We start from the raw sequence: 22,447 nt of genomic DNA on the forward strand, positions 1-22,447 counted from the left end.
TTCTTTTAACGAGGAGCGAAAAAATGGACACGCAAAGATATTGCGCCCATTTTAATTGGGTAACCTATAACGTAAATCAGTACCAAAGAAGATAATTATCGAATACAAAAATAAACCTGCGACCAGACTGATTTTCATTATTTTCTTATAAATTTTTTCGTTAGAGCAATGATTTACTGCAACGACAGACAACATACCAACCGAGAGCAGAATCAGCGCCAGCGCTGGCACGGTAACTTCCAAGCCTTTGAATTCCAACAACCTTGAATATCCACGACCTCCATAAGGCAGCACGAGATATTTAAAATAAACTGCATAACCGGCTGAAGTTAACAACATAAAGGAAAAATGCCAAGCACGATCATTAATCGGATTTTATGTACCCGCGACACGGTTTTTTCTTTTGATTCATGCCTAGATTTTCTACATTCATAACAGAGACCGATTTTAGTTCGTCTTGTTCCAGCTTCGCTTAGTGCGCCGCAGCATCTGCATTTTCTTGCTATTGGCTTAAATTTTCTACGAGCCATCAGCCCACCCCCCTTCCTCATGTATAACTTGCCACTAATTCCTTACGGCTGGTGGTCTATGCAAAACCCGCCCAAGGGGGTGACTCCAATTACGCCTTAGAATCAAACGACAAAAAGCCAATAGATAAACGCCGCAAATAATGAAATACCACTAATAACCCATGGCACCAACAACTTTCGTTTTAGGTGGACCGGGAGATTCAACAACTCATCTTTTTCTATGAGGCCACGCTTTTCACAGAGCCGAGGAACCAAAAACATTAGTGCCATTGCACAATTCCGGATGAGCAGCCCCATCAAACCTGCATGGGAAAGCACCTTGCGATTACTCGCTACAAACTTACTTTTGTTCAGGCAACTTTCTACCGACTCAGTAAAAAGACATGAAGACAAAATAATACAGCACGCTGATACTACCCCAAGAAAAAGTATCGATATTACGATGACCGCCAGCGCAACATTACTCACTGTGGCAAGAGCACATAAATAACTTCTCCACCCGACTCTCCTATTTTTCCACCTATCTCACCTCCATAATAGCCGCCGACGCCACCCCCAATGACTGCGCAAGCTAGCGCACCAGGGCCGCCGGTGACGGTGACTAAAGCCACAGCGCATCTTAACATCGCCATTCCAAGGGAATGGATGCCTCCAACTACGTGCTAAAACCAAACAACCAAAAGCCAATAAACGAACATTGCAAAAAACAATACTCCACCAGTGATCCATGGTACTAACAACTTTCTCTTCAGGTGAACTGGCAAGTTTTCCAACTCATTTTTTTCGATAAGACCTCGCCTCTCGCAAAACTTCGGAATTAAAAACATTAATGCGATTGAACAGTTTTTCACAACTTTACCGAGCAACCCTAAACCTGACAAACCTTCTCGATTATTGGCTACAAACTTACTTCTACTCAGATGGCTTTCAATCAATTCGGTAAACAGATAAGCGGAGATAAATATCCAGCATATCGCAAAAAACAAGCACACCATAACAACTAGCCCAACGACCGCCAATGTAAGTTCACTCATGTAAAGTACTCTCATAAATTACGTCGCCTATCTGCTCTCCGGCTAAACCACCAATTTCTCCACCACCCCATCCACCTAACGCGCCCCCAACAACAGCACAAGCCAAGGCGCCAGGGCCTCCAGTGACGAAGCCGAGTACCGCCACACAACCGATCGTAGCCGCACCGCCTCCTACCGCTCCTCCGAAGGTTCCACCAATAATATTTCCAGACAATTTGCCACCTTCAACATATTTCGCTTTTCTGCATTGCGTTTCACGTCCAGTGGTACACGCGGTGTAGATAGATGATCCAGTTGCAGTCACACTCAGAGCGATACCCAGGTAAGTGCCTTTTTTCATGAGATTCGAAGCTTTCGCCACGCCTTTAATAGTTTCGGCGTAACCTGCTATCACCCCTGAGTGCAAATAGCTTTTCGTGGATATCCCAAGCATATTTTTTATAGAGCCTTGGTTACGCAGACCTGACCCAAATTTGGCAAAACCTTTCAGTTGAACATCAAGCTTTTTAAATAGGACCGTACGCTTTGCGTAAAAATCATCTCGAGTCCTAGTCGTCCCGCTTCTGAGGTGATCGCGATGAGCCGTTTCAATGTCCTCAAGGGTTTGCTTGATGCCATCAAGGTGTTTACTCCATGCACCGCCAACGGCACCTACCCCTAGAGATGAATACCCAAGCACTTCTGTTATTAACGCATGATTTTCAACTAAAAAGCCATCCCCCTGCAATCCATTCGACATTAGTGCCAAATGAACTTCGGATGCCTTCTTCATGTAAAACGCATCATCAGCCGTACAGGAAGGTGTGGAATTATCACCTACAACTATCAACTCGCCTGGCAGCACTACTGTATTGATGATATGTGCATTTAATACATCAAATTTTGACATTGAGTTTTTGCCAAGCTGCAATGTCGATTTCAAATATGAATAAGGCTGCATTCTTGGATTTATAAAGGTCTTTGGCATTGATGGCGACCTCAGGAGTATTTTTTATTGTTGATGCGATCCCAACCACCCGCTACGTTACCCCCACCTGCACCATCCGCTCGTTTTTGCTGGGTATAGACGGTTTTAATACGCCCATAGTTCAAGCTAAGGCTTTCAGTAGGCACGCCATCATTTGCATTTTGTGAATAGCTAGAAATGATGACTTCTTCCAGCGTGATCTCAAAATACTTCTGTTTCTCGCCTCCCGCTCGATGCAGTGTCAATACGACTTCCTTCAGATGATCACCTGCGCAGCTGGTCTCTATGAGCTTACAGCTGGATTTGTCCAGGTTTTTGGTGAATGTGAAGTCGCTAACGGTCGTGCGCCCCGATGAGGCTCCACCTGCCGAGCTGGCTGTAGCGGAAGTGCCTTGGTGAGTGCCGAAGCTGTATCCGGTAATTTCAATCCAGTCCTTGTGTTGCTCATCAAGCGCTTCGCCTAGAATACCTTCGATTTTGATAAAAGCATCAAACGCCATGCGACCACTCCTCGGCAGTAGTTTGTTTCATAAAATTTTGCACGAGGAAATGTACAACTTTGGGAAAGGTCAATCGGTCATTCAGATATCGTTAAATTCAAGAATCAGATCTTTCCCATTGTGTATTGGCTGACGGATGTAGGACGCTTCCCACGCTACAAGCATTCGGAGCGCCTTCATTACCCTTCTTATAGTGGGAAGTTGTTTACGCGGGATCGGCCTTCCACAGTTCCACCTGAGCGGGAGGCGGCGGCGCATGAAGGGTAGTTTTAAAATGAGGAGCGGGTTGCTTGCGATGATCGCAGGGCTTTCAGCATTGATGTTGGCTGGGCTGGCGCTTTCGCTGGCAAGCCAGCTCCTACAGGGGTTGCGGTTGGCTGACTGGTAGTGTTTGCCCCGATTTTTCGGGGCTTTTGATCATTTGGTTCAGAGCACGTGCTGGGAAATCAGTTTTGATATTTCCACCATCGATGTCCTGCCGGTGAATTCGAATTTCACCTTGCCCAACGACGAAAAATAGATCTCCAGCTCGGAATCCAGGTCGAACGTTCCCGAGGTTTCCACCGAGTACGCCACGATATTTTTGTAGGGCAACGAGGTGAAGTCTTTCTTGCTGCCGGTGAGGCCCTGCACGTTGACGGCGATGATGCGTTTGTTGGTAAACACCACGCCGTCGCGCATGGATTTGTAGGAATCGATGACCTGTTCGCCATCGAGCAAAAGAGAGGAAACGCGTTCTGCGTATTCTTCGTTTTGCTTGAGCTTGAAAAATCCCTTGTTGTTGAAATCAATCATTTGCCGCTCCTGGTTTTAATGCACTTTAACGCTTCCCGTAATCGCATCAAAGGCTACTCAATCTGAATCGGCCCCTTGGTCCCGGCATCGCTGTCCATCCAGTAGTCCTCATTTTGCAGTCGCCGATCGCCCTGAATGATGAAGAGGACCTTGCCCTGGCGAAACTGCAGCGTGCCGTCGGTGCGTTTGGCGTCGACCCGTTGGCCGTTAACCCAGACTTGTTCCTTGGCATCAATGCGGATGGTGGCCACGGTGTCGCCTGAATCGCTCTTGGCCACCCACTGGCCGGCATAGGGGGTCTGGGTGATTGTGCTGTCCGCGGCGGGGTTGGTGAAGCCGGCCTTGGCGTTTTCCGCCTTGGTCTTGTGGATATCGCAGCCTTGGGTTTCGCTGACCTCGGTGCAGCCGGATTGTTCGAGTTGCTGGCGGTATTTGTCGTTGATGGCGTACGCCGGGGATTGAGTCGCGATCAAAATGGCCAGCGCCGGCAGGATGAGTCTATTCATGTGGGCTCCTTTGCGATCTATATCAAACGGCATCGCACGTTCACTGTAGCTGGCTGATCACCTCCTTCAATGCCCGCGCCAGGACAGCAGCGGCTGTGGATAACTCGACCAGGATCCAGGCCCGGGTTGGCCGGGTGGCCGGTGCGCTTCGCTACCCCGAAATATTACAGTGAGTGAACGCCTCGGGCTGCGTTCTTCTAGACTTAATGGGTGGTCGTGGAAAGAACCGAGCACGTCGCTTTGGTGCAGATGAATTGAAAGCCCCGTGGCAAGCTGATTTATGCCCTTTAGAGGTGCGGCAAAGACCGCGCCGGGCACAACAAGATGCCCGCTCAGGGTGCCCTGGCCAACGGTCCGAGAATGCCACGATACCGTGACGTGGTGTGAATACCGCAGCCGACACTTTCGGACGACCGACAACCGCCTGGTTTGTCCGTGACCGTGAGGATTGCTGAATGCCTGATGAGACGTTGCACCTGCCGATGGTCAACAGCCTGTTGGAGCGCCACAAGGGCACTCCCGGCGCACTGTTGCCCATCCTTCATGATATTCAGGAACGCATCGGTTACATCCCCAATGCGGCCATCCCCGAGATTGCCCACGCGCTGAACCAGAGTCAGGCAGAGGTTCGCGGGGTGATCAGTTTTTACCATGATTTTCGTACCGCCCCGCCCGCCCGGCATATCCTGCGGCTGTGCCGGGCCGAGTCCTGCAAGAGTCGCGGTGCCGAGCAGTTGGCCGCCCAATTGCGCGAGCGTCTGCAACTGGATGATCACGGCAGCAGCGCCGATGGCAGCATCAGTTTGCGTCCGGTGTATTGCCTGGGTGCCTGCGCCTGTTCGCCCGCGCTGGAGCTGGATGGTCGGGTGCATGCGCGGCTCAGTGCCGAGCGCCTGGATGCCTTGCTTGACGCTTGCCGGGAGGACGCATGATGTCGGCTCTCTATCTGCCCTGTGATTCGCTGGCCCGTGCCGTGGGTGCCGATGAGGTGGCGGTGGCCCTGATCACTCAGGCCCGGGAACGCAATCTGCCTCTGGAGTTGCAGCGCACCAGCTCGCGCGGCCTGTATTGGCTGGAACCGCTGCTGGAAGTGGACACTCCACAAGGCCGTATCGGATTCGGCCCGCTGACCGCGGCCGATGTGCCGTCCGTGCTCGAAGCCCTGCAAGGCGAGCCGTCCGCGCATCCACTGGCCTTGGGCCTGGTGGAAGAATTGCCGTATCTGAAGACTCAACAACGCCTGCTGTTCGCCCGCGCCGGGATTACCCGGCCGCTGTCGCTGGACGATTACCGGGAGCACGGCGGTTTCGAGGGTTTAACAAGGGCCGTCACCGTCGGCGGCGAGCAGACCGCGACGGAAGTGTTCGATTCGGGCTTGCGTGGCCGTGGCGGCGCGGCTTTCCCGGCCGGGATCAAATGGCGCACGGTGCGTGCCACCCAGGCGGCGCAGAAATACATTGTGTGCAACGCTGACGAAGGCGACTCCGGCACCTTTGCCGATCGCATGTTGATGGAAGGCGACCCCTTCCTGTTGATCGAAGGCATGGCCATTGCCGGCATCACCGTCGGCGCCAGCTACGGCTACATCTATGTGCGTTCGGAATATCCAGATGCCGTGGCCATCCTGCGCCAGGCGCTGACCATTGCCCGGACCGCCGGTTATCTGGGCGCCAACGTCGGCGGCAGCGGCCAGGCTTTCGATATGGAAGTGCGGGTCGGTGCCGGCGCGTACATCTGCGGCGAGGAAACCGCGCTGCTGGACTCCCTCGAAGGCAAGCGCGGCGTCGTTCGCGCCAAGCCGCCGATCCCTGCCTTGAAGGGCCTGTTCGGCCTGCCGACCCTGGTGCACAACGTGCTGACCCTGGCCTCGGTGCCGCTGATTCTGGCAAAAGGTGCGCAGTTCTATCGAGATTACGGCATGGGCCGCTCCCTGGGCACCATGCCCTTCCAATTGGCGGGCAATATCCGTCACGGCGGTCTGGTGGAACGGGCTTTTGGCCTGACCCTGCGGGAACTGGTGGAAGACTACGGCGGTGGCACCGCCAGTGGCCGGCCGCTGAAGGCTGCGCAGGTCGGCGGCCCACTCGGCGCCTGGGTGCCGCCAAGTCAATTCGACACGCCGCTGGATTACGAAGCTTTCGCCGGCATCGGCGCGATGCTCGGTCACGGTGGCGTGGTGGTGGCTGACGACAGCCTGGACATGGCGCATATGGCGCGCTTCGCCATGCAGTTCTGCGCCGAGGAATCCTGTGGTAAATGCACCCCGTGCCGCATCGGTTCCACCCGTGGCGTGGAGGTGATCGACCGCCTGCTGGCCGCGCCGGACCAGAGCGGTCGCGATGAGCAGGTGATCATCCTCAAGGACCTGTGCGACACCCTGCAATACGGTTCGCTGTGCGCGTTGGGCGGCATGGTCTCGTTTCCGGTCGCCAGCGCCCTCAAGCACTTCCCCGCCGACTTCGGCTTGCAGCCCTCGGAGGCCGAGCAATGATCACCCTCTTCGACCCGAAAACCGACATTGACCTTGGAACACCGGCCCGCGAAAGCCAGGTACAGGTCACCCTGAACATCGACGGCCGCAGCATCAGCGTGCCCGAAGGCACCTCGGTGATGCGCGCCGCCGCGCTGCTGGGCACCACCATTCCCAAACTCTGCGCCACCGACAGCCTGGAAGCCTTCGGCTCCTGCCGCATGTGCCTGGTGGAGATCGACGGCATGCGCGGCTACCCGGCGTCCTGTACTACGCCGGTCGCTGAAGGCATGAGCGTGCACACCCAAACGCCCAAGCTTGCGACCCTGCGTCGCAATGTCATGGAGCTGTACATCTCCGATCACCCGCTGGACTGCCTGACCTGCTCGGCCAACGGCAACTGCGAGCTGCAAACCGTCGCCGGCCAGGTCGGCCTGCGGGAGGTGCGTTACGGCTATGAAGGCGACAACCATCTGGCCGACGTCAAGGACACCTCCAACCCCTACTTCCACTTCGACCCGAGCAAGTGCATCGTCTGCAACCGTTGCGTGCGCGCCTGCGAAGAAACCCAGGGCACCTTTGCCCTGACCATTACCGGGCGCGGTTTTGAATCCCGGGTGGCCGCCGCCGGTGGCGATAACTTCCTCGAGTCGGAATGCGTGTCCTGCGGCGCCTGTGTGCAAGCCTGCCCCACCGCGACCCTGATGGAAAAAAGCGTGGTCGAACTGGGCCAGCCCGAACGCAGCGTGATCACCACCTGTGCCTATTGCGGCGTAGGCTGCTCGTTCCGCGCCGAGATGAAAGGCGACAAGCTGGTGCGCATGGTTCCGGACAAGAATGGCCAGGCCAACCACGGCCACTCCTGCGTCAAGGGGCGCTTTGCCTGGGGCTACGCCACCCACCCGGATCGCATCACCAAGCCGATGATCCGCAAAAACATCAACGATCCCTGGCAGGAAGTCAGCTGGGATGAAGCGGTGACCTACGCCGCCAGCGAATTCCGTCGGCTGCAGCAAAAATATGGCCGCGACTCGATTGGTGGCATCACTTCCAGCCGCTGCACCAACGAAGAAACCTACCTGGTGCAGAAACTGGTGCGCGCCGCCTTTGGCAATAACAACGTCGACACCTGCGCGCGGGTCTGCCACTCGCCGACCGGCTATGGCCTGAAACAAACCCTGGGCGAATCCGCCGGCACCCAGAGTTTCGACTCGGTGATGCAGGCCGACGTGATCCTGGTGATGGGCGCCAACCCCAGCGACGCCCACCCGGTGTTCGCCTCGCAGCTCAAACGCCGCCTGCGCGAAGGCGCGCGGCTGATCGTCATCGACCCACGCCGCATCGATCTGGTGGACTCGGTCCACGCCCGCGCCGAAGTGCACCTGGCCCTGCGCCCGGGCACCAACGTCGCCATGCTCAACGCCCTGGCCCATGTCATTGTCACCGAGGGCCTGCTCAACCAGGCCTTTATCGACGCTCGTTGTGAGGGCAACGATTTCGCCCGCTGGAGTGAGTTCGTCAGCCGCGCGGAAAACTCGCCGGAAGCCCTCGGCGCCATCTGCGGCGTAGACCCGGCCGACATCCGCGCCGCCGCCCGTCTGTATGCCACCGGCGGCAACGCGGCAATCTACTACGGCCTCGGTGTCACCGAGCACAGCCAGGGCAGCACCGCGGTGATGGGCATCGCCAACCTGGCCATGGCCACCGGCAACATCGGTCGCGAAGGCGTGGGCGTGAACCCGCTGCGGGGGCAGAACAACGTTCAGGGCTCCTGCGACATGGGCTCCTTCCCCCACGAGCTGCCCGGCTACCGGCATATCTCCAACGAGGTGGTACGGACGCAGTTCGAACAGGCCTGGAACGTCACCCTGCAACCCGATCCGGGCCTGCGCATTCCCAACATGTTCGAAGCGGCCCTGGGCGGCAGCTTCAAGGGCCTGTATTGCCAGGGCGAAGACATCGTCCAGAGCGACCCTAATACCCAGCACGTCACCGCCGCGATGTCGGCCATGGAATGCGTGGTGGTGCAGGACATTTTCCTCAACGAAACCGCCAAGTTCGCCCACGTGTTCCTGCCGGGCTGCTCGTTCCTGGAAAAAGACGGCACCTTCACCAACGCCGAGCGACGCATTTCCCGGGTGCGCAAGGTCATGGAGCCGCTGGGTGGCAAGGCCGACTGGGAAGGCACCATTGCCCTGGCCAACGCCCTGGGCTACCCGATGAACTACCGGCACCCGTCGGAAATCATGGATGAAATCGCCCGCCTGACACCAACCTTCACTAACGTCAGCTACGCCGCACTGGACAGCCACGGCAGCCTGCAATGGCCGTGCAACGCCGAAGCACCGGACGGTACGCCGACCATGCACATCGAGGAATTCGTGCGCGGCAAGGGGCGCTTCATGCTCACCGGTTACGTGCCCACCGAGGAAAAGGTCAACAACCGTTATCCCCTGCTGCTGACCACCGGGCGCATCCTCAGCCAGTACAACGTCGGCGCTCAGACCCGGCGTACCGACAACGTCGCCTGGCACGCCGAAGACCGCCTGGAAATCCACCCGAGCGACGCCGAGAGCCGTGGCATCAACGAAGGTGACTGGGTCGGCATCGGCAGCCGCTCCGGCCAGACCGTACTGCGGGCGCGGATCACCGAACGGGTTGCCCCGGGCGTGGTGTACACCACCTTTCACTTCCCGGAATCGGGGGCCAACGTCATCACCACCGACAACTCCGACTGGGCCACCAACTGTCCGGAGTACAAGGTCACCGCCGTGGAAGTCAGCCGCGTGTACCACCCTTCCGAGTGGCAAAAACGCTACCAGAGCTTCAGCGAGGAACAGGACCGTCTGCTCAAGGAGCGCCGTCAGGCCCGTGGCGCTCAAGTGGAGGTACGCCGATGAGCACTGCCAACCTGATCAAAATGGCCAACCAGATCGCCCAGTACTTCGCCAGCGAACCGGACCAGCATCTGGCGGTGCTCGGCGTACGTAATCATCTGCAGATGTACTGGGCGCCGACCATGCGCAAGGAGTTGCTGGCCTGGCAGACCGAGCATCAGGGGGCCGACTTGCACCCGCTGGTGCAGGCGGCGGTCAGTGGGGCGGGGTGGGAGGCTTAGGCTCGCACGAGCTTGATAATTGTTGAAAAACCTGTGGGAGCGAGCTTGCTCCCATATGGATATGTGTAGTGACTGGCATTTGGATTAGCCCCGAGTATTTCGGGGCTTTCAGCCACTCAGTTCACAACAAATGTTGAGAAATCAGCGTTGAAAACTCCACCATCGACATCCTGCCGCTGAACTCAAATCTGAATGGCACCAAAAGACTCAAGCTGTTCAAAAATCATTCCCAACACATCCAACACTTCCACATCTGATGGGAGATCATCGTCATACAACATATCTTTGAAATTCCCGGAGAACTCAACAGAGATAAGCGCCCATGTTTCTTCACGCTGAGCGAATAGGCACGCTTGGCTCAAAGGCAACTCCAACCATGTACATCCCTTTTGAAACTGCTGCCTATCAGTAGCCGCAACGACTCCAACCATCACCAAAAAGTCGCCTGACAGCAAATATTTTCGATACTCTTCTTTTCTAATAATCATGCAAATATCGTAAATATGCCGAATTCTTGAGCGCAATGCCGCGGCTGGCTCTGGCTCACGGCAAGCCCTGATAAGGCTAAAAAACTTCTCAACCAGAGTGCGCTGAACACAAAGCACTTTAATATCAAATGCTTCAAGCTCATGCTCTACGACAAGCTCTTCCTTGCCAAGTAAATTCAGGACTTCAGAAATAAGTGAGCTGATAGGACGTAGTTCTGTAGGTTCAGGTGTCGTGAACGCATTGGTTTCAATCAATATATGTGGTGCTACCTGTCCTAGCTCTGCATCGGGATACATACCAGGATACTGATAGATGGCCTTTCTAAACTGACCATGCCTGCTTTCCCTTGGGTCGCCTTCGACCCGAGTCAGCCCTGAAGCGGTTACTTGCTCCGCGCTTTTTATCATGGCCTTTATCTGGTTACCAGTATGGCCATTGAAACAGATCGCCAAGTCTATATCTTCAGAAAACCTGTTAATCAACTTATAGGTTTTTGAAAGGGCTGTGCCACCTTTGAAGACTACCACACCCACATCCGGTGATTCGCTTAAATGTTTTAGCGCCCTTGTAACCCAATAGTCCTTCTCGATGTACGCCTCAGGAACCTGTAAGCGCTGAGCCGTGACCTGCACCAGCTCTACAAATAACGCTCCATCAGAATGCAAATTCATCGGATCGACCATTCCTTTGCATTAGGCCACTCAGCCTCACTAATCCCGATATTATATTTTGTAGCTGGACTTAGACTTTTCTTCAACTCAGGTATGGGAAGAAACCCGACACAGGAAACAATCAAACCCAGCAGTGCCTTTGTCGAAGGCGAGTAGTACTTCAGCGCCAGATTTTGAAGATCCTTGACGACCGCCTCCTCCAACCTTGAAATAGTTCCTGACAACCACCTGACAACTTCAGCAGGTGAGGAGTCAGAAATGGATTTCACATTTTTCAGTACGTCCAACAGCTCTAGCAATGGCACGTTCTGGTCCGACACGGGCGCCGAAGCAGCAACCAATCTAACTTTAATCGTGCCAAAGTTTTTTTCCTGTCTGCTACCAGTGGTAGCAACTTCTATAGTCCTGGGCTGCTGAGTGGAAATTCCAAGTTTATTATACAACGCTGCGCCAGTAATATATCCAGTGCGTTGTCCCCGACGATACAAACAGGATTTCAACAACTCAGAATCATTTGGTTTCATCTCACCCAAGATTCCTTTCTTGGGAATATAGTATTTTCCCTTACTGACTCTGCCAAGCCGATTAACCGCCACCATTCGACTCAGGGTCTTCAAGACCGCATCTGGGTGCTGGCTATAAACACTTAAATCACTGCACTCGAAAATTCTTCCAGGCTCAATCTGAGCGATAAAGTCTTCGACGCTGGCGCTGATCGTCACAAAATTTCCTCCTCGCCCGGTGATTCAGCTTTTCAGCAGCCTAGGCGTTCAGAACGCACACAGTCAAGTTTTTAACGTGATTAACCTGACAAAAAGGGTTGCAAACATTATCGATTCCAAGCCTGTGGTGCCTGGCTGTCCTTTGACAGCGCTTGGCTTGCCCGATGACACAGGGTTTCCAGGGACGTTGTTCGAAATCTAACCACTCGTTACTTTTTGCAACGGCAGACACGTGCAAGAACTTGAAGTAAGTCGGCAACGATTCATTTACACCAGCTGCGTTATCATCCGGCGTTTCTGCACCTCGAGTCTTGAAACGGATGCCCATGTCTTCACCCTTGTCTGACGCTCATCACCCCCTGCCCCCAGTCCTCGTCGGCCCACTGTTGCGGCGTCTGGAGCCCACGCGGCTGGTGTTGTGGCTAGTGGGGTCGAGGGCGTTGTCGCTGACGTTGCGGTTGCAGCATGTCGGCGATATCCGCCTGGACGACACGCAGTGCACGGTGGTACCGGTCGGTACTCACGCCTTTGTGCATTTGATCGATGTGCCACTGGACAGCCCCCTGCCCTGCGACACGCTGATCGACTACGACCTGTTGCTCGACGACGACGGCACCGAGTCGGGCATCGCCGATTGGGCCCCGCATCTGCTGTACGGCGAGGCCGGTTGCCCGAATTTCGTCCTGCGCTCACGGGTCGATCAGCTGTTGCACGGTTCCTGCCGCAAGCCGCACTTCCCGGCGCCGGACGGTCTGCTCTGTGTCGATCGTTTGCTGGAGGCCGAGCCGGAGGCAGAAAAACGCCCGGCGCTGTTGATGATGAGCGGCGATCAGGTGTATGCCGACGATGTCGCGGGGCCGACGTTGCGGGCCATTCATGCCTTGATCGAGCGGCTGGGACTGTTCGAGGAACACCTCGAAGGCGCGGTGGTGAGCGACAGCGCCAAGCTCTATAACCACCCGGCCAGTTACTATCATCGTGCGGATCTGTTACCGGCTCTGCAAAGCAACGACACCCTGCGTGACCGGTTTTTCGGCGGCGCGCGCAAGCCGATTTTCACCAGCAGCAGCGCCGACAACCATCTGGTGACCTTCGCCGAGGTCATGGCCATGTACCTGTTGGTGTGGTCGCCGACGCCCTGGACCTTGATCGCGCCGAAACCACCGAAATTGATTCCCGAACGGCGCGAGCGGTATGCGCTGGAGCAGACGCGGGTCGATGGTTTCAAGGCCGGCCTCGGCAACGTGGCCCGAGCGCTCGCTCATCTGCCGAGCCTGATGATCTTCGACGACCACGATATTACCGATGACTGGAACCTTTCCGCGCAGTGGGAGGAAACGGCCTACGGCCATCCGTTCTCCAAGCGCATCATCGGCAATGCGCTGATTGCGTACATGCTGTGCCAGGGCTGGGGCAATAATCCGGATGCATTCGGCGAGGTGCTGGAAAAGACCCGAGCGTTGAGTGCCACGGGGCAGGATCACTACCTCGACAGCGATGTCCAGGACGCGTTGATCGACGAGCTGTTGAGATTCCAGAACTGGCATTTCGTGCTGCCCACCACCCCGGCAATCGTGGTGCTCGACACCCGTACCCGACGCTGGCGCAGTGAGATGACGCTCAAACAGCCATCAGGCCTGCTGGATTGGGAAGGCCTCTGCGAGCTGCAACAGGAATTGCTGGATCATCCCTCGGCGATCATCGTGTCGCCGGCACCGATCTTCGGCGTCAAACTGATCGAAACCGTGCAGCGCGTCTTCAGCTGGTTCGGCTACCCCTTGCTGGTGGACGCGGAAAACTGGATGGCCCACCGCGGCGCGGCGCAGGTGATCCTGAACATTTTCCGACACTCGCGTACACCCGGTAACTACGTGGTGCTGTCGGGCGATGTGCATTATTCCTTCGTCTATGAAGTGCTGATCCGACATCGCAAGGCGGGGCCGCGGATCTGGCAGGTCACCAGCAGCGGCATCAAAAACGAATTTCCGCCGAGCCTGCTCGAGTGGTTCGACCGGCTCAACCGTTGGCTCTATTCGCCGCGCTCGCCGCTGAACTGGCTGACCAAACGCCGGCGGATGCGCATTGTTCCGCACGTACCCGAGGATGCCGAAGCCGGTGAACGGCTGTGGAACTCGGCGGGGATCGGGCAGGTGTTCTTTAATGAAAAAGGACAACCGCAGGCGATTTATCAGTTGAATGCGGATGGGGCGCCGAAGACGCGGATGGTGGCGCCTGAGGCGAGTGACTGACGGGGTGAGACCGAGTCGCCTGCTTCGTCGGAACGCCGCCCGAAGCCGGCTCGCTCCCACCGTTGAGAATGGCCCTGCGGATCATTTGATCGGTGCCGCTTATGGATTTCACCAGAACCCTGATCATTGGCAACTCCGGTTCCGGCAAAAGCTGGCTGGCCGGGCGATTGGCCAGCCATCTGCAAGTGCCGTGGGTTGATCTGGATTCGATTCACTGGCTATCCGACGAACACAGTATCGCGCGGCCCCGGGGCGAGGCATTGGCGATGGCGCGGATTGCGGCCAGTGAAGAGCGCTGGGTAATAGAGGGGGTTTACGGCTGGATGGTTAGCGAACTTGTCCACCGGGCCACGGCGATGATCTGGCTGTGTGTTGAAGATGAAAAATGCATCGCCAATATCTGCCAGCGAGAAGCCGGGCGCGATGATCATGATGAGTTGTTGATCGCCCTGCTGGACTGGGCCGGCAGTTATCGGATGCGGGATGACACCACTGGATTTGCCGCGCATCAGCGACTGTTCGAGGGGTTTATCGGCTCGAAACTTCAACTGATGGACCACACTGAGGTGATGGCTTTCGCGAGTACGATGCGACGAACCAACTGATATCACCGGCATTACGGAGACACCGATCCTGTAGGAGCTGCCGCAGGCTGCGATCTTTAGATCTTCAGCGATTTCAACTCCAGCTAAATCAAGATCAAAAGATCGCAGCCTGCGGCAGCTCATACAGGGGATTGTGTGTGTGTATATGTCCCGGAGGTATATCAGGTTGCGCTGAGTGCCCGACAAACCCCTTTGACGATCATCTCCACCTCCCGCTCATCAATGGTCAGCGGCGGCAGCAGGCGGATGGTCTTGCCCCGCGTCACATTGATCAGCAAACCGTGATCCCGGGCGGCGATCAGCGTCAGGTCGCGGATCGGCTGCTTGAGTTCGATGCCGATCATCAAGCCCTGGCCGCGAATCGCCAACACGTTCGGCGCCTCCGCCAATTCGCTGCGCAATCTGTCCAGCAGGCGTTCGCCCTGCAGCCTGGCGTTTGCCAACAAGCCCTGTTCTTCGATGATCTCCAGCACGGTGCAACCCACGCGGCACGCCAGTGGATTGCCGCCAAACGTGCTGCCGTGACTACCGGGAGTAAACAGGTCGGCAGCTTTGCCCCGGGCCAGGCAGGCACCGATGGGGATGCCATTGCCGAGGCCTTTGGCCAGGGTCATGACATCCGGGACGATGCCTTCGTGCTGGAAGGCAAACCATTGGCCAGTGCGGCCAATGCCGGTCTGGATCTCGTCGAGCATCAGTAGCCAGGCGCGCCGGTCGCACAGTTCGCGCAGGGCTTTGAGGTAACCGGGCGGGGCCAGTTGCACCCCGCTTTCGCCCTGGATCGGTTCCATCAGGATCGCCACGATGCGCGAGCCATGGGCTTGCTGCACCTTGTCCAGCGCCTTCAGGTCGCCAAACGGCACTTTGACGAAATCTCCCGGCAGCTCATTGAAACCCAGGCGCACGGCGGGGCCGTCGCTGGCGGACAAGGTGCCCAGCGTGCGGCCGTGGAAAGCGTTCTCCATCACCACTACCAGCGGTTGCTCAATGCCTTTGTGCCAGCCGTATAACCGCGCCAGTTTCAATGCCGTCTCGTTGGCTTCGGCCCCGGAGTTGTTGAAGAACGCCCGATCCATACTCGCCAACTGCGTCAGTTGCTGCGCCAGGCGCTGTTGCCAGTCGATGCTGTACAGGTTGGAGGTGTGCAACAGCAGGCCCGCCTGCTCGCAGATGGCGCAGACGATTTTCGGGTGGGAGTGACCGACATTGGTCACCGCCACTCCGGCTACCGCATCCAGGTATTCACGACCGGCCTGATCCCATAGGCGCGTACCCAGGCCCTTGCTGAAACTCAAGGCCAGGGGTTGGTAAGTGCTCATCAGGCAGGCGGCGGTCATGACATCAGGCTCCATCACTAGTCGGTGTTTTTCCAGTATGGTTAGCCACCCGAATTGGATAAACACTGCCAAACTTCAATCATTTTAAAGCTGGGCTTGATAATGGATTTGTTCCAGGCAATGACCGTCTACGTCAAGGTGGTGGAAGCCGGCAGCATGACCGGCGCCGCTGCGCAGTGTGAAATGTCCACCACCATGGTCGGTAATCATTTGCGGGCACTGGAGCAACGCCTGGGCGTGCGTTTGCTCAACCGTACGACGCGGCGCCAGCGTCTGACGGAATTCGGCACGGCGTACTATCAGCGCTGTCTCGAAGTACTGGGGTTGGTGGCCGACTCCGAGCGCCTGGCCGAGCAGGCGCTCGACGAGCCGAGCGGCACCCTGCGCATTACTGCGCCGCTGACGTTCGGCAGCGAGAAACTGGCGCCGGCCCTGAGCGAATTCACCTTGCTGTGTCCGCGGGTCAAACTGGACGTGGTCCTCACCAACCGGCGTCCGGACTTGCTCGAGAACGGATTCGACGTGGCCTTTCGCCTGGGCAACATGGAACAGACCAACCTGATCTCCCGTCCGCTGGTCGCCTACCCCCTGACCATGTGCGCCTCACCGCACTACCTGGCGCGACGAGGCAACCCGCAAAGACCTGAAGACCTGCAACACCACGACTGCCTGTCGTTCGCCTACCCGGCCGGAGATGACTGGCATTCGGTGGAAAAGGTGTGGTGGCTCATCGGCCCCGAAGGCGAAGTCGCTGTGGCGGTCAGTGGCCCCATGCTGATCAACAGCTCCGCAGGGTTGCATCAAGCGGCACGAACCGGCATGGGTATCGTGCTGCTGCCCGATGCGTTGGTGGAACAGGACCTCAAGGATGGAAAGTTGACGGCCGTGATGCCGGATTACTTGCCACCGAGCCGGCCGATGAGCCTGATGTATGCCCAGGATCGCTACCGTTTGCCGAAACTGCGCAGTTTCGTCGACTTCGCCATGCAGCGATGGGGCAAGCACTAGCCGGCCCGACAGGCCTTGAACCATGAGTGCCATGCCTCTGTCGGCTCATAGCCCCGCCTTCACCAGCACCGGTTTTTCCTGATACCGATCCGGATACAGCCGTTTCAACTGCGCCACCTTCGGCAGGTCGTTGATCACGATGTAGGGATAGGTCGGGTGCTCGGTCAGAAAGTCCTGATGTTCGTCCTCCGCCGGGTAGAAACCGTTGTAGCTTTCCAGCCGGGTCACAATGGGCTTGTCGAACGAACGGGCGGCGTCGAGCTGGGCGATGTAGGCCTGAGCCACGCGCTGCTGTTCGCTGCTTTGCGGGAAAATCGCCGATCGATACTGGGGTCCGGTATCAGGCCCCTGACGATTGAGTTCGGTCGGGTCATGGGCCACCGAGAAGTAAATCTGCAGCAAGGTGCCATAGCTGACCTGAGTCGGATCGAAGGTCACTTCGACGGACTCCGCATGGCCGGTATCACCTTCGCTGACCCGCTCATATCGAGCCGCGTCGGCTGTACCGCCAGCGTAGCCGGAGACGGCTTTCTTCACGCCTTTGACATGCTGGAACACACCCTGGACGCCCCAGAAGCAACCGCCGGCAAGGACTGCGGTTTCGCTATGGGCCTGGGTGGTTTCGTCGAGGGCCGGAGGAGGAATGAGCACCGCCTCTTCGGCGGCACCGAAAGAGAACGCCGCGCATTGACCGATGACGCCAGCGGCGGCCAGCCCCAACAGGGCGCGACGCCAGGTGAACAGGGTTTTCATGAGGCTGACTCCTGGGTGAATGGATGGACGGCTGCACAGGTGGTTGAGAAAAAGAATCAGGCGACCTGTGGCTTGAAGGTCAGCGCCAGACCGTTCATGCAGTAACGCAGGCCGGTGGGTTTGGGACCGTCGTCGAAGACATGGCCCAGGTGGCCGCCGCAGCGTCGACAGTGAACCTCTTCGCGCAGCACGCCGAAGGAGCGGTCCTGACGAGTGGCAACAGCTTTGTCCAGCGGCGCCCAGAAGCTCGGCCAGCCGGTGCGGCTATCGAACTTGGTCGCGGAGGAAAACAACGGCAGATCGCAGCCGGCACAGGCAAAGATGCCGTCACGGTGCTCGTTGTTCAGCGGGCTGCTGTAGGCGCGTTCGGTGCCTTCTTCGCGCAGGATTTCGTACTGCTCGGCGCTGAGCATGGCGCGCCATTCGCTGTCGCTGTGGACCACCTCGAAGACCTGCGCCGCGCTGGCATCACTGATGACTGCAGTGCTTGCGGAAAATTTTGGCAATACACCGATCACCAGGGCTGCAGCCCCCAGCCCGCCGCACGTTCCAAGAAACTGCCGCCGTGACAACATGGTCTTCTCCGATTAATTCAGGTGCCTGACATGGAACACAGCGTAGGCTTGGTTTGATCGCCGAATCCTCACGCAGAGTTAAACAATTCGTGATAACTCCAGACGAGGAAAAACCGCACAATGCACCTATTGCGCCGAAGGATTGAGCTTGATGGAACAAACCAAACGCGTCCTCGTGGTCGAGGATGACCTGCACATCGCCGACCTTATCTGCCTGCATCTACGCGATGAGCAGTTCGAGGTGGTGCACTGCGCCGATGGCGACGAGGGCATGCGGCTGTTGCAGCAAGGAAGCTGGGATGCGCTGATCCTCGACCTGATGCTGCCGGGAGTCGACGGTCTGGAAATCTGCCGGCGCGCCCGCGCCATGGCCCGCTATACACCGATCATCATCACCAGTGCGCGTTCGAGCGAAGTCCATCGGATTCTCGGCCTCGAACTCGGTGCCGACGACTATCTGGCCAAACCCTTTTCCATCCTTGAGCTGGTCGCCCGGGTCAAAGCCCTGCTGCGACGGGTCGACGCCATGGCCCGCAACCTGAAGATGGACGCCGGCAGCCTGCTTATCGACGGCTTGGCCATCGACCCGATCACTCGCGAGGCGTCCCTTGACGGCTCCCGCCTGGACCTCACGCCACGGGAGTTCGACCTGTTGTATTTCTTCGCCCGCCAGCCAGGCAAAGTGTTCTCGCGCATGGAATTGCTCGACGCCGTGTGGGGTTATAGCCACGAAGGGTACGAGCACACGGTCAACACGCACATCAACCGCCTGCGCGGGAAAATCGAGAAGGAAAATCTACCACCGGCACGAATCCTCACGGTGTGGGGTCGTGGCTACAAGTTCGCGGCGAAGGAGTAATGGCGCTCATGAGGCTGACCCTGACGCAACGCCTGTCCCTGGTGTTCGCCGTGCTGTTGCTGGTGTGTTGCGGCACCTCGGCGTGGATGCAGGTGCGCGCCAGCCAGATGCACGAACTGGAGGTGGTGCAAGGGCTGTCGCGCAATCTGGCGCAGCATATTGCCCAAGACACGGTACTGATGGATGCCAACGGCCTGATGCCCGATGCCGTGCGCGAGCTGTTCGGCAAGCTGATGCAAGTCAACCCTAGCGTCGAGGTCTATCTGCTGGACACCGAAGGCACGATTGTCGGCAGCGCGGCACCCGAGGGGCGGATACGCCGGCAGCGGGTTGACCTGGCGCCGATCCAGCGCCTGCTCAACGGTGATGCCCTGCCGATTGTCGGTGACGACCCGCGCAGCGCCGATGGCCGCAAGGTGTTCAGCGCCGCGCCGTTGCAGGTCAACGGCAAACCGGCAGGCTACCTGTATGTGGTGTTGCTCGGCGAAGAGCGCGACCGTCTCGCCGAACGCGGTGCCACCAGCGCAGCGCTCAATACCGCCCTGTTGTCCATCGCGCTGGTTGCGCTGCTGTGTCTGATCGCCGGCCTCACGGCTTTCGCCCTGATCACCCGCCCCTTGCGACGTTTGACCGAGACAGTCAGCCAGTTCGACATCGACGGAGTCCCGGTCTCACCAACCGCGCCCGCCCCGGTAGAAAAAACTGCCAGCCACGATGAAATCGCGGTCCTCGACGCCGCCTTCCGGCAGATGCAAACACGCCTCGGCGAACAATGGCGCTCACTGACCCGCCAGGATCAGGAACGCCGCGAACTGGTGGCCAACATCTCCCACGACCTGCGCACGCCCTTGGCCTCGCTCCACGGCTACCTGGAAACCCTGTCGCTCAAGGATGCCTCCCTGTCCCCCGCCGACCGTCGCCGCTACCTGGGCATCGCCCTGGATCAAAGCCGCAAGGTCGGCGGCCTGGCGCAGTCGCTGCTGGAACTGGTGCGCCTGGAACACGGCTTCGTGCAACCGGTGCTGGAGCGTTTCTCCCTGACCGATCTGGTGCAGGACATTTTCCAGAAATTCGAACTGACGGCCGAGGCGCGCCAGGTCGAGCTCAAAGCCAGCTTTCCCCTCAATGTTCCCAGCGCCTGCGCCGACCTGGGGTTGATCGAAAGAGTGCTCACCAACCTGTTCGACAACGCACTGCGCCATACCCCACCCGGTGGAGAAATCGAACTCAGCCTGCGGCCTCAAGGGTCCTTTGTCGAAGTCACCGTCAGCGATACCGGCCCCGGCATTGCACCTGAACTGCGCGAGGGCCTGTTCCTGCGCCCGTTCAACATGGGTGGTGCGCGACGCGATGGCGGGCTTGGGTTGCGCATCGTCCATCGGATCCTGCAATTGCACGGTCGCGAGATCCAGCTGATCGATAATCCCGGACGCGGCGCGAGCTTTCGCTTTTCGCTGGCGGTGGATGAGCAAACCGCGTCCGCCATGGCGGTGCACTCAATGAACCTGAACACACCGGGACAAGCGTGAGGGATCGTCGCGCCTGCATCGTTGTAATTTGAAATAACGTGCCCCTCTTCAATTAAAAAATAATCCCTCAAACTGTCAACTTTGACAGTATCACGCCCTTGAAAACCCACGTTCAATGGCAAGTGACAGCTGTGGCCCGATGAGGGCAGTAAGCACAACGCTTCGAACTGCCCCCATCCGCTTCGTTCTCTGCATCTCTTCCACAAGGAAGCGGCAAAATGCTCAACACCCTGCAAAACACCCCGCTGTGGGTCTACGCAATATTTCTGCTGCTGTGTTACTTCGGCATCAGAGCCCTCTACCCAACCCGCGAAAGTAAAACTTCGTTGTTGATCACTCCGCCGATTTTGCTCGGCTGGTCGCTGTATTCGCTGGGCCTGACCATCAATCCGCTGCTATCGATCAGTTGCTGGATGGCCGCGGTGATGTTCGGCAGCATCGTCGCGCTGGTGATTTTTTCCCGCGAGGGTGTTGAGCTGGATAACACCGGAACCGGGTTGATCCTGCCGGGCACGCTCAATACCCTGGTGCTCTATCTGATGTTTTTTGTCGTCAGCTACTACTTTGGCTACGCGGCCGAGGTTGACCCGGACTATGCGGCGACGCTTCCGATGGTGTTGCTCAAGGCCTGTGCATCGGGCCTTGCCTGTGGTTTGTTTTGCGGACGTTCAGTCAGGTTCTATCAGATTTTCCTGTCCCTGAAGACGGCCCCCTTGTAGGAGCTGGCTTGTCGGATCGCCGCACCGCAGCGAAGGGGCCCTCAAGTCTTGCGGCGCTCTCCAGGCAGCCTTCGCTGGCAAGCCAGCTCCTACAGGGGGGGCGCCGTCAGGTGTTTTGTCCGACAGCCGTGACAACGCAGCGCATGTCCAATAGATTAGGCGGCCTGAAAAGGCCCCGTGCTTTCTCGCCTCAACCCCAGTTAAAAGAAGTAGTGAAATTTCAATGTCCGATTCCAACACCGCTGAATCCGTAGTCACCTTGTCGTCCAAAGCGGAATACGAAAACTCCATCAATCTTTCACAGCATGTACCCCAGGCCAAGACCATCAGCGAGATGGTCCTGGACGCGTTCCAGTCCACCCGGGAAAGCGACCAGATCCGCGAGCTGCGCGCCGCGATTCGCCAGGCTCACGACCGCTTCGACGACGACACCGCCTACGAACTGATGGGCGAACTCAAGCAACTCAAGGATGCCGAAGCGGCTGACATCGCGGCCCTGGAAGATTTGAGCAGCAAATTCCCGATCAGCCGGATTCTCTCCAGCTTCAAGGACGATCCGGCCTTCCAGGAAATCGTCTACGGCCTGGCGCTGAAGGTGCTGAACCAGACACACCAGGCCATCAGCAACCCGGCCAGTGGCAAGAGCAAGGCTGCCCGGGCCAAGAAAGAAGGCGAAGTGTTCACCATCAGCAAGGATGGCGTAAGTGTCACGCTGCCGTTGCGCACCCCGCGTTCGCGTCTGAACGTAGACCGTAAAGCCCTGGAGTTCCTGGGCCTGACCTTCGTCGGCGAAGGCGATGAGGCAGAGCTGGAAAGCGCGACGTTCCTGGACAATGCCGGGGCCGAGCAAGCGGTCAACCGTAAAAACATCATCACCGCGCTTCAGCAGCAAACCGCGTTCGATGGCTACAGCATCGCCGCCCAGTAACACCCCCTGCCGGCGGCGCTTCCGACGCCACTGAGCCAAGAGCCCCGCCCAGGAGCCCCGCCCTAGAGCGGGGCTTTTTATTG

22 protein-coding genes are annotated in these 22,447 nt (G+C 57.7%); 11 read left to right on the forward strand and 11 right to left on the reverse strand.

The features are described 5' to 3' along the window. Nucleotides 1–51: 51 nt before the first annotated feature. The 6 genes from F8N96_RS17335 to F8N96_RS17360 form a co-directional block, all read right to left on the reverse strand. The gene (locus tag F8N96_RS17335) at nucleotides 52–339 is read right to left on the reverse strand and encodes a hypothetical protein (RefSeq protein ID WP_150798818.1); all 288 of its coding nucleotides are present in this window, start codon (nucleotides 337–339) and stop codon (nucleotides 52–54) included. Nucleotides 340–1,192: 853 nt separating this feature from the next. Beyond that, nucleotides 1,193–1,564 carry a hypothetical protein gene (locus tag F8N96_RS17340; protein ID WP_150798819.1) on the reverse strand — a complete coding sequence of 124 codons (372 nt, stop codon included), beginning with the start codon at nucleotides 1,562–1,564 and terminating at the stop codon, nucleotides 1,193–1,195. Continuing rightward, on the reverse strand, nucleotides 1,557–2,531 hold the full coding sequence (locus F8N96_RS17345) for a hypothetical protein (protein ID WP_150798820.1): 975 nt from the start codon (nucleotides 2,529–2,531) through the stop codon (nucleotides 1,557–1,559). Before F8N96_RS17345 ends, F8N96_RS17340 begins: the two co-directional genes overlap by 8 nt. An 11-nt stretch (nucleotides 2,532–2,542) precedes the next feature. Continuing rightward, complete coding sequence (locus tag F8N96_RS17350) at nucleotides 2,543–3,031, reverse strand: Hcp family type VI secretion system effector (protein WP_150798821.1); 489 nt, start codon at nucleotides 3,029–3,031, stop codon at nucleotides 2,543–2,545. Between the two features lie 426 nt (nucleotides 3,032–3,457). Beyond that, nucleotides 3,458–3,826: a PH domain-containing protein gene (locus F8N96_RS17355; RefSeq protein WP_150798822.1), complete on the reverse strand. Its 369-nt coding sequence runs from the start codon at nucleotides 3,824–3,826 to the stop codon at nucleotides 3,458–3,460. Nucleotides 3,827–3,879: 53 nt separating this feature from the next. Continuing rightward, nucleotides 3,880–4,332: a hypothetical protein gene (locus tag F8N96_RS17360; RefSeq protein ID WP_150798823.1), complete on the reverse strand. Its 453-nt coding sequence runs from the start codon at nucleotides 4,330–4,332 to the stop codon at nucleotides 3,880–3,882. A 455-nt stretch (nucleotides 4,333–4,787) separates the two neighbouring features. On the opposite strand from F8N96_RS17360, the gene F8N96_RS17365 reads away from it, so the two are divergent. Genes F8N96_RS17365 through F8N96_RS17380 form a run of 4 tightly spaced genes read left to right on the forward strand, consistent with a single transcriptional unit; the run spans nucleotide 4,788 to nucleotide 9,920 of the window. Beyond that, on the forward strand, nucleotides 4,788–5,264 hold the full coding sequence (locus F8N96_RS17365; RefSeq protein ID WP_150798824.1) for a formate dehydrogenase subunit gamma: 477 nt from the start codon (nucleotides 4,788–4,790) through the stop codon (nucleotides 5,262–5,264). After that, nucleotides 5,261–6,823: a formate dehydrogenase beta subunit gene (locus F8N96_RS17370; protein ID WP_191635364.1), complete on the forward strand. Its 1,563-nt coding sequence runs from the start codon at nucleotides 5,261–5,263 to the stop codon at nucleotides 6,821–6,823. The genes F8N96_RS17365 and F8N96_RS17370 overlap by 4 nt, the downstream gene beginning before the upstream one ends. Continuing rightward, nucleotides 6,820–9,702 carry a formate dehydrogenase subunit alpha gene (gene fdhF, locus F8N96_RS17375; protein ID WP_150798826.1) on the forward strand — a complete coding sequence of 961 codons (2,883 nt, stop codon included), beginning with the start codon at nucleotides 6,820–6,822 and terminating at the stop codon, nucleotides 9,700–9,702. Before F8N96_RS17370 ends, fdhF begins: the two co-directional genes overlap by 4 nt. Then, a complete protein-coding gene (locus tag F8N96_RS17380) occupies nucleotides 9,699–9,920 on the forward strand; it encodes a formate dehydrogenase subunit delta (RefSeq protein WP_150798827.1) in 222 nt (73 codons plus the stop codon). The genes fdhF and F8N96_RS17380 overlap by 4 nt, the downstream gene beginning before the upstream one ends. Before the next feature lie 182 nt (nucleotides 9,921–10,102). On the opposite strand, the gene F8N96_RS17385 is transcribed toward F8N96_RS17380, so the two are convergent. Both F8N96_RS17385 and F8N96_RS17390 read right to left on the reverse strand, forming a co-directional pair. Further along, entirely contained in the window at nucleotides 10,103–11,080 is a 978-nt protein-coding gene (locus tag F8N96_RS17385) for a nucleotidyl transferase AbiEii/AbiGii toxin family protein (RefSeq protein ID WP_191635365.1), read from the reverse strand. After that, nucleotides 11,077–11,802 carry a DUF6088 family protein gene (locus F8N96_RS17390; protein WP_150798829.1) on the reverse strand — a complete coding sequence of 242 codons (726 nt, stop codon included), beginning with the start codon at nucleotides 11,800–11,802 and terminating at the stop codon, nucleotides 11,077–11,079. The genes F8N96_RS17385 and F8N96_RS17390 overlap by 4 nt, the downstream gene beginning before the upstream one ends. 320 nt (nucleotides 11,803–12,122) lie before the next feature. Here F8N96_RS17390 and F8N96_RS17395 point away from each other — a divergent pair, with 320 nt between their 5' ends. After that, on the forward strand, nucleotides 12,123–14,051 hold the full coding sequence (locus F8N96_RS17395) for an alkaline phosphatase D family protein (protein WP_150798830.1): 1,929 nt from the start codon (nucleotides 12,123–12,125) through the stop codon (nucleotides 14,049–14,051). A 101-nt stretch (nucleotides 14,052–14,152) separates the two neighbouring features. Beyond that, nucleotides 14,153–14,656, forward strand: a complete 504-nt coding sequence (locus tag F8N96_RS17400) for an adenylate kinase (RefSeq protein ID WP_150798831.1) — start codon at nucleotides 14,153–14,155, stop codon at nucleotides 14,654–14,656. A gap of 161 nt (nucleotides 14,657–14,817) precedes the next feature. Here the strand turns inward: F8N96_RS17400 and F8N96_RS17405 are convergent, their stop codons facing one another. Further along, nucleotides 14,818–15,993 (reverse strand): aspartate aminotransferase family protein, encoded by a 1,176-nt coding sequence (locus F8N96_RS17405; protein WP_150798832.1) that lies wholly within the window; start codon nucleotides 15,991–15,993, stop codon nucleotides 14,818–14,820. Nucleotides 15,994–16,095: 102 nt separating this feature from the next. Between F8N96_RS17405 and F8N96_RS17410 the strand changes: the two genes are divergently transcribed. Then, a complete protein-coding gene (locus F8N96_RS17410; RefSeq protein ID WP_150798833.1) occupies nucleotides 16,096–17,001 on the forward strand; it encodes a LysR family transcriptional regulator in 906 nt (301 codons plus the stop codon). A 45-nt stretch (nucleotides 17,002–17,046) separates the two neighbouring features. On the opposite strand, the gene msrA is transcribed toward F8N96_RS17410, so the two are convergent. Next, nucleotides 17,047–17,754, reverse strand: coding sequence for a peptide-methionine (S)-S-oxide reductase MsrA (gene msrA / locus F8N96_RS17415; protein WP_150798834.1), 708 nt, complete (start codon nucleotides 17,752–17,754; stop codon nucleotides 17,047–17,049). Between the two features lie 56 nt (nucleotides 17,755–17,810). Beyond that, complete coding sequence (gene msrB / locus F8N96_RS17420; RefSeq protein WP_150798835.1) at nucleotides 17,811–18,329, reverse strand: peptide-methionine (R)-S-oxide reductase MsrB; 519 nt, start codon at nucleotides 18,327–18,329, stop codon at nucleotides 17,811–17,813. 151 nt (nucleotides 18,330–18,480) lie between these two features. Here msrB and F8N96_RS17425 point away from each other — a divergent pair, with 151 nt between their 5' ends. From F8N96_RS17425 to F8N96_RS17440, 4 genes are all read left to right on the forward strand, one after another. Then, nucleotides 18,481–19,188: a response regulator transcription factor gene (locus F8N96_RS17425; RefSeq protein ID WP_150798836.1), complete on the forward strand. Its 708-nt coding sequence runs from the start codon at nucleotides 18,481–18,483 to the stop codon at nucleotides 19,186–19,188. Nucleotides 19,189–19,196: 8 nt separating this feature from the next. Continuing rightward, a complete protein-coding gene (locus tag F8N96_RS17430) occupies nucleotides 19,197–20,717 on the forward strand; it encodes an ATP-binding protein (RefSeq protein WP_150798837.1) in 1,521 nt (506 codons plus the stop codon). A gap of 218 nt (nucleotides 20,718–20,935) precedes the next feature. After that, complete coding sequence (locus F8N96_RS17435) at nucleotides 20,936–21,436, forward strand: hypothetical protein (RefSeq protein ID WP_150798838.1); 501 nt, start codon at nucleotides 20,936–20,938, stop codon at nucleotides 21,434–21,436. A 223-nt stretch (nucleotides 21,437–21,659) separates the two neighbouring features. Then, nucleotides 21,660–22,364, forward strand: coding sequence for a hypothetical protein (locus F8N96_RS17440; protein ID WP_150798839.1), 705 nt, complete (start codon nucleotides 21,660–21,662; stop codon nucleotides 22,362–22,364). Nucleotides 22,365–22,447: the final 83 nt, after the last annotated feature.

This window comes from Pseudomonas fluorescens (genome assembly GCF_902497855.1).
Taxonomy (GTDB): domain Bacteria; phylum Pseudomonadota; class Gammaproteobacteria; order Pseudomonadales; family Pseudomonadaceae; genus Aquipseudomonas; species Aquipseudomonas fluorescens_BI.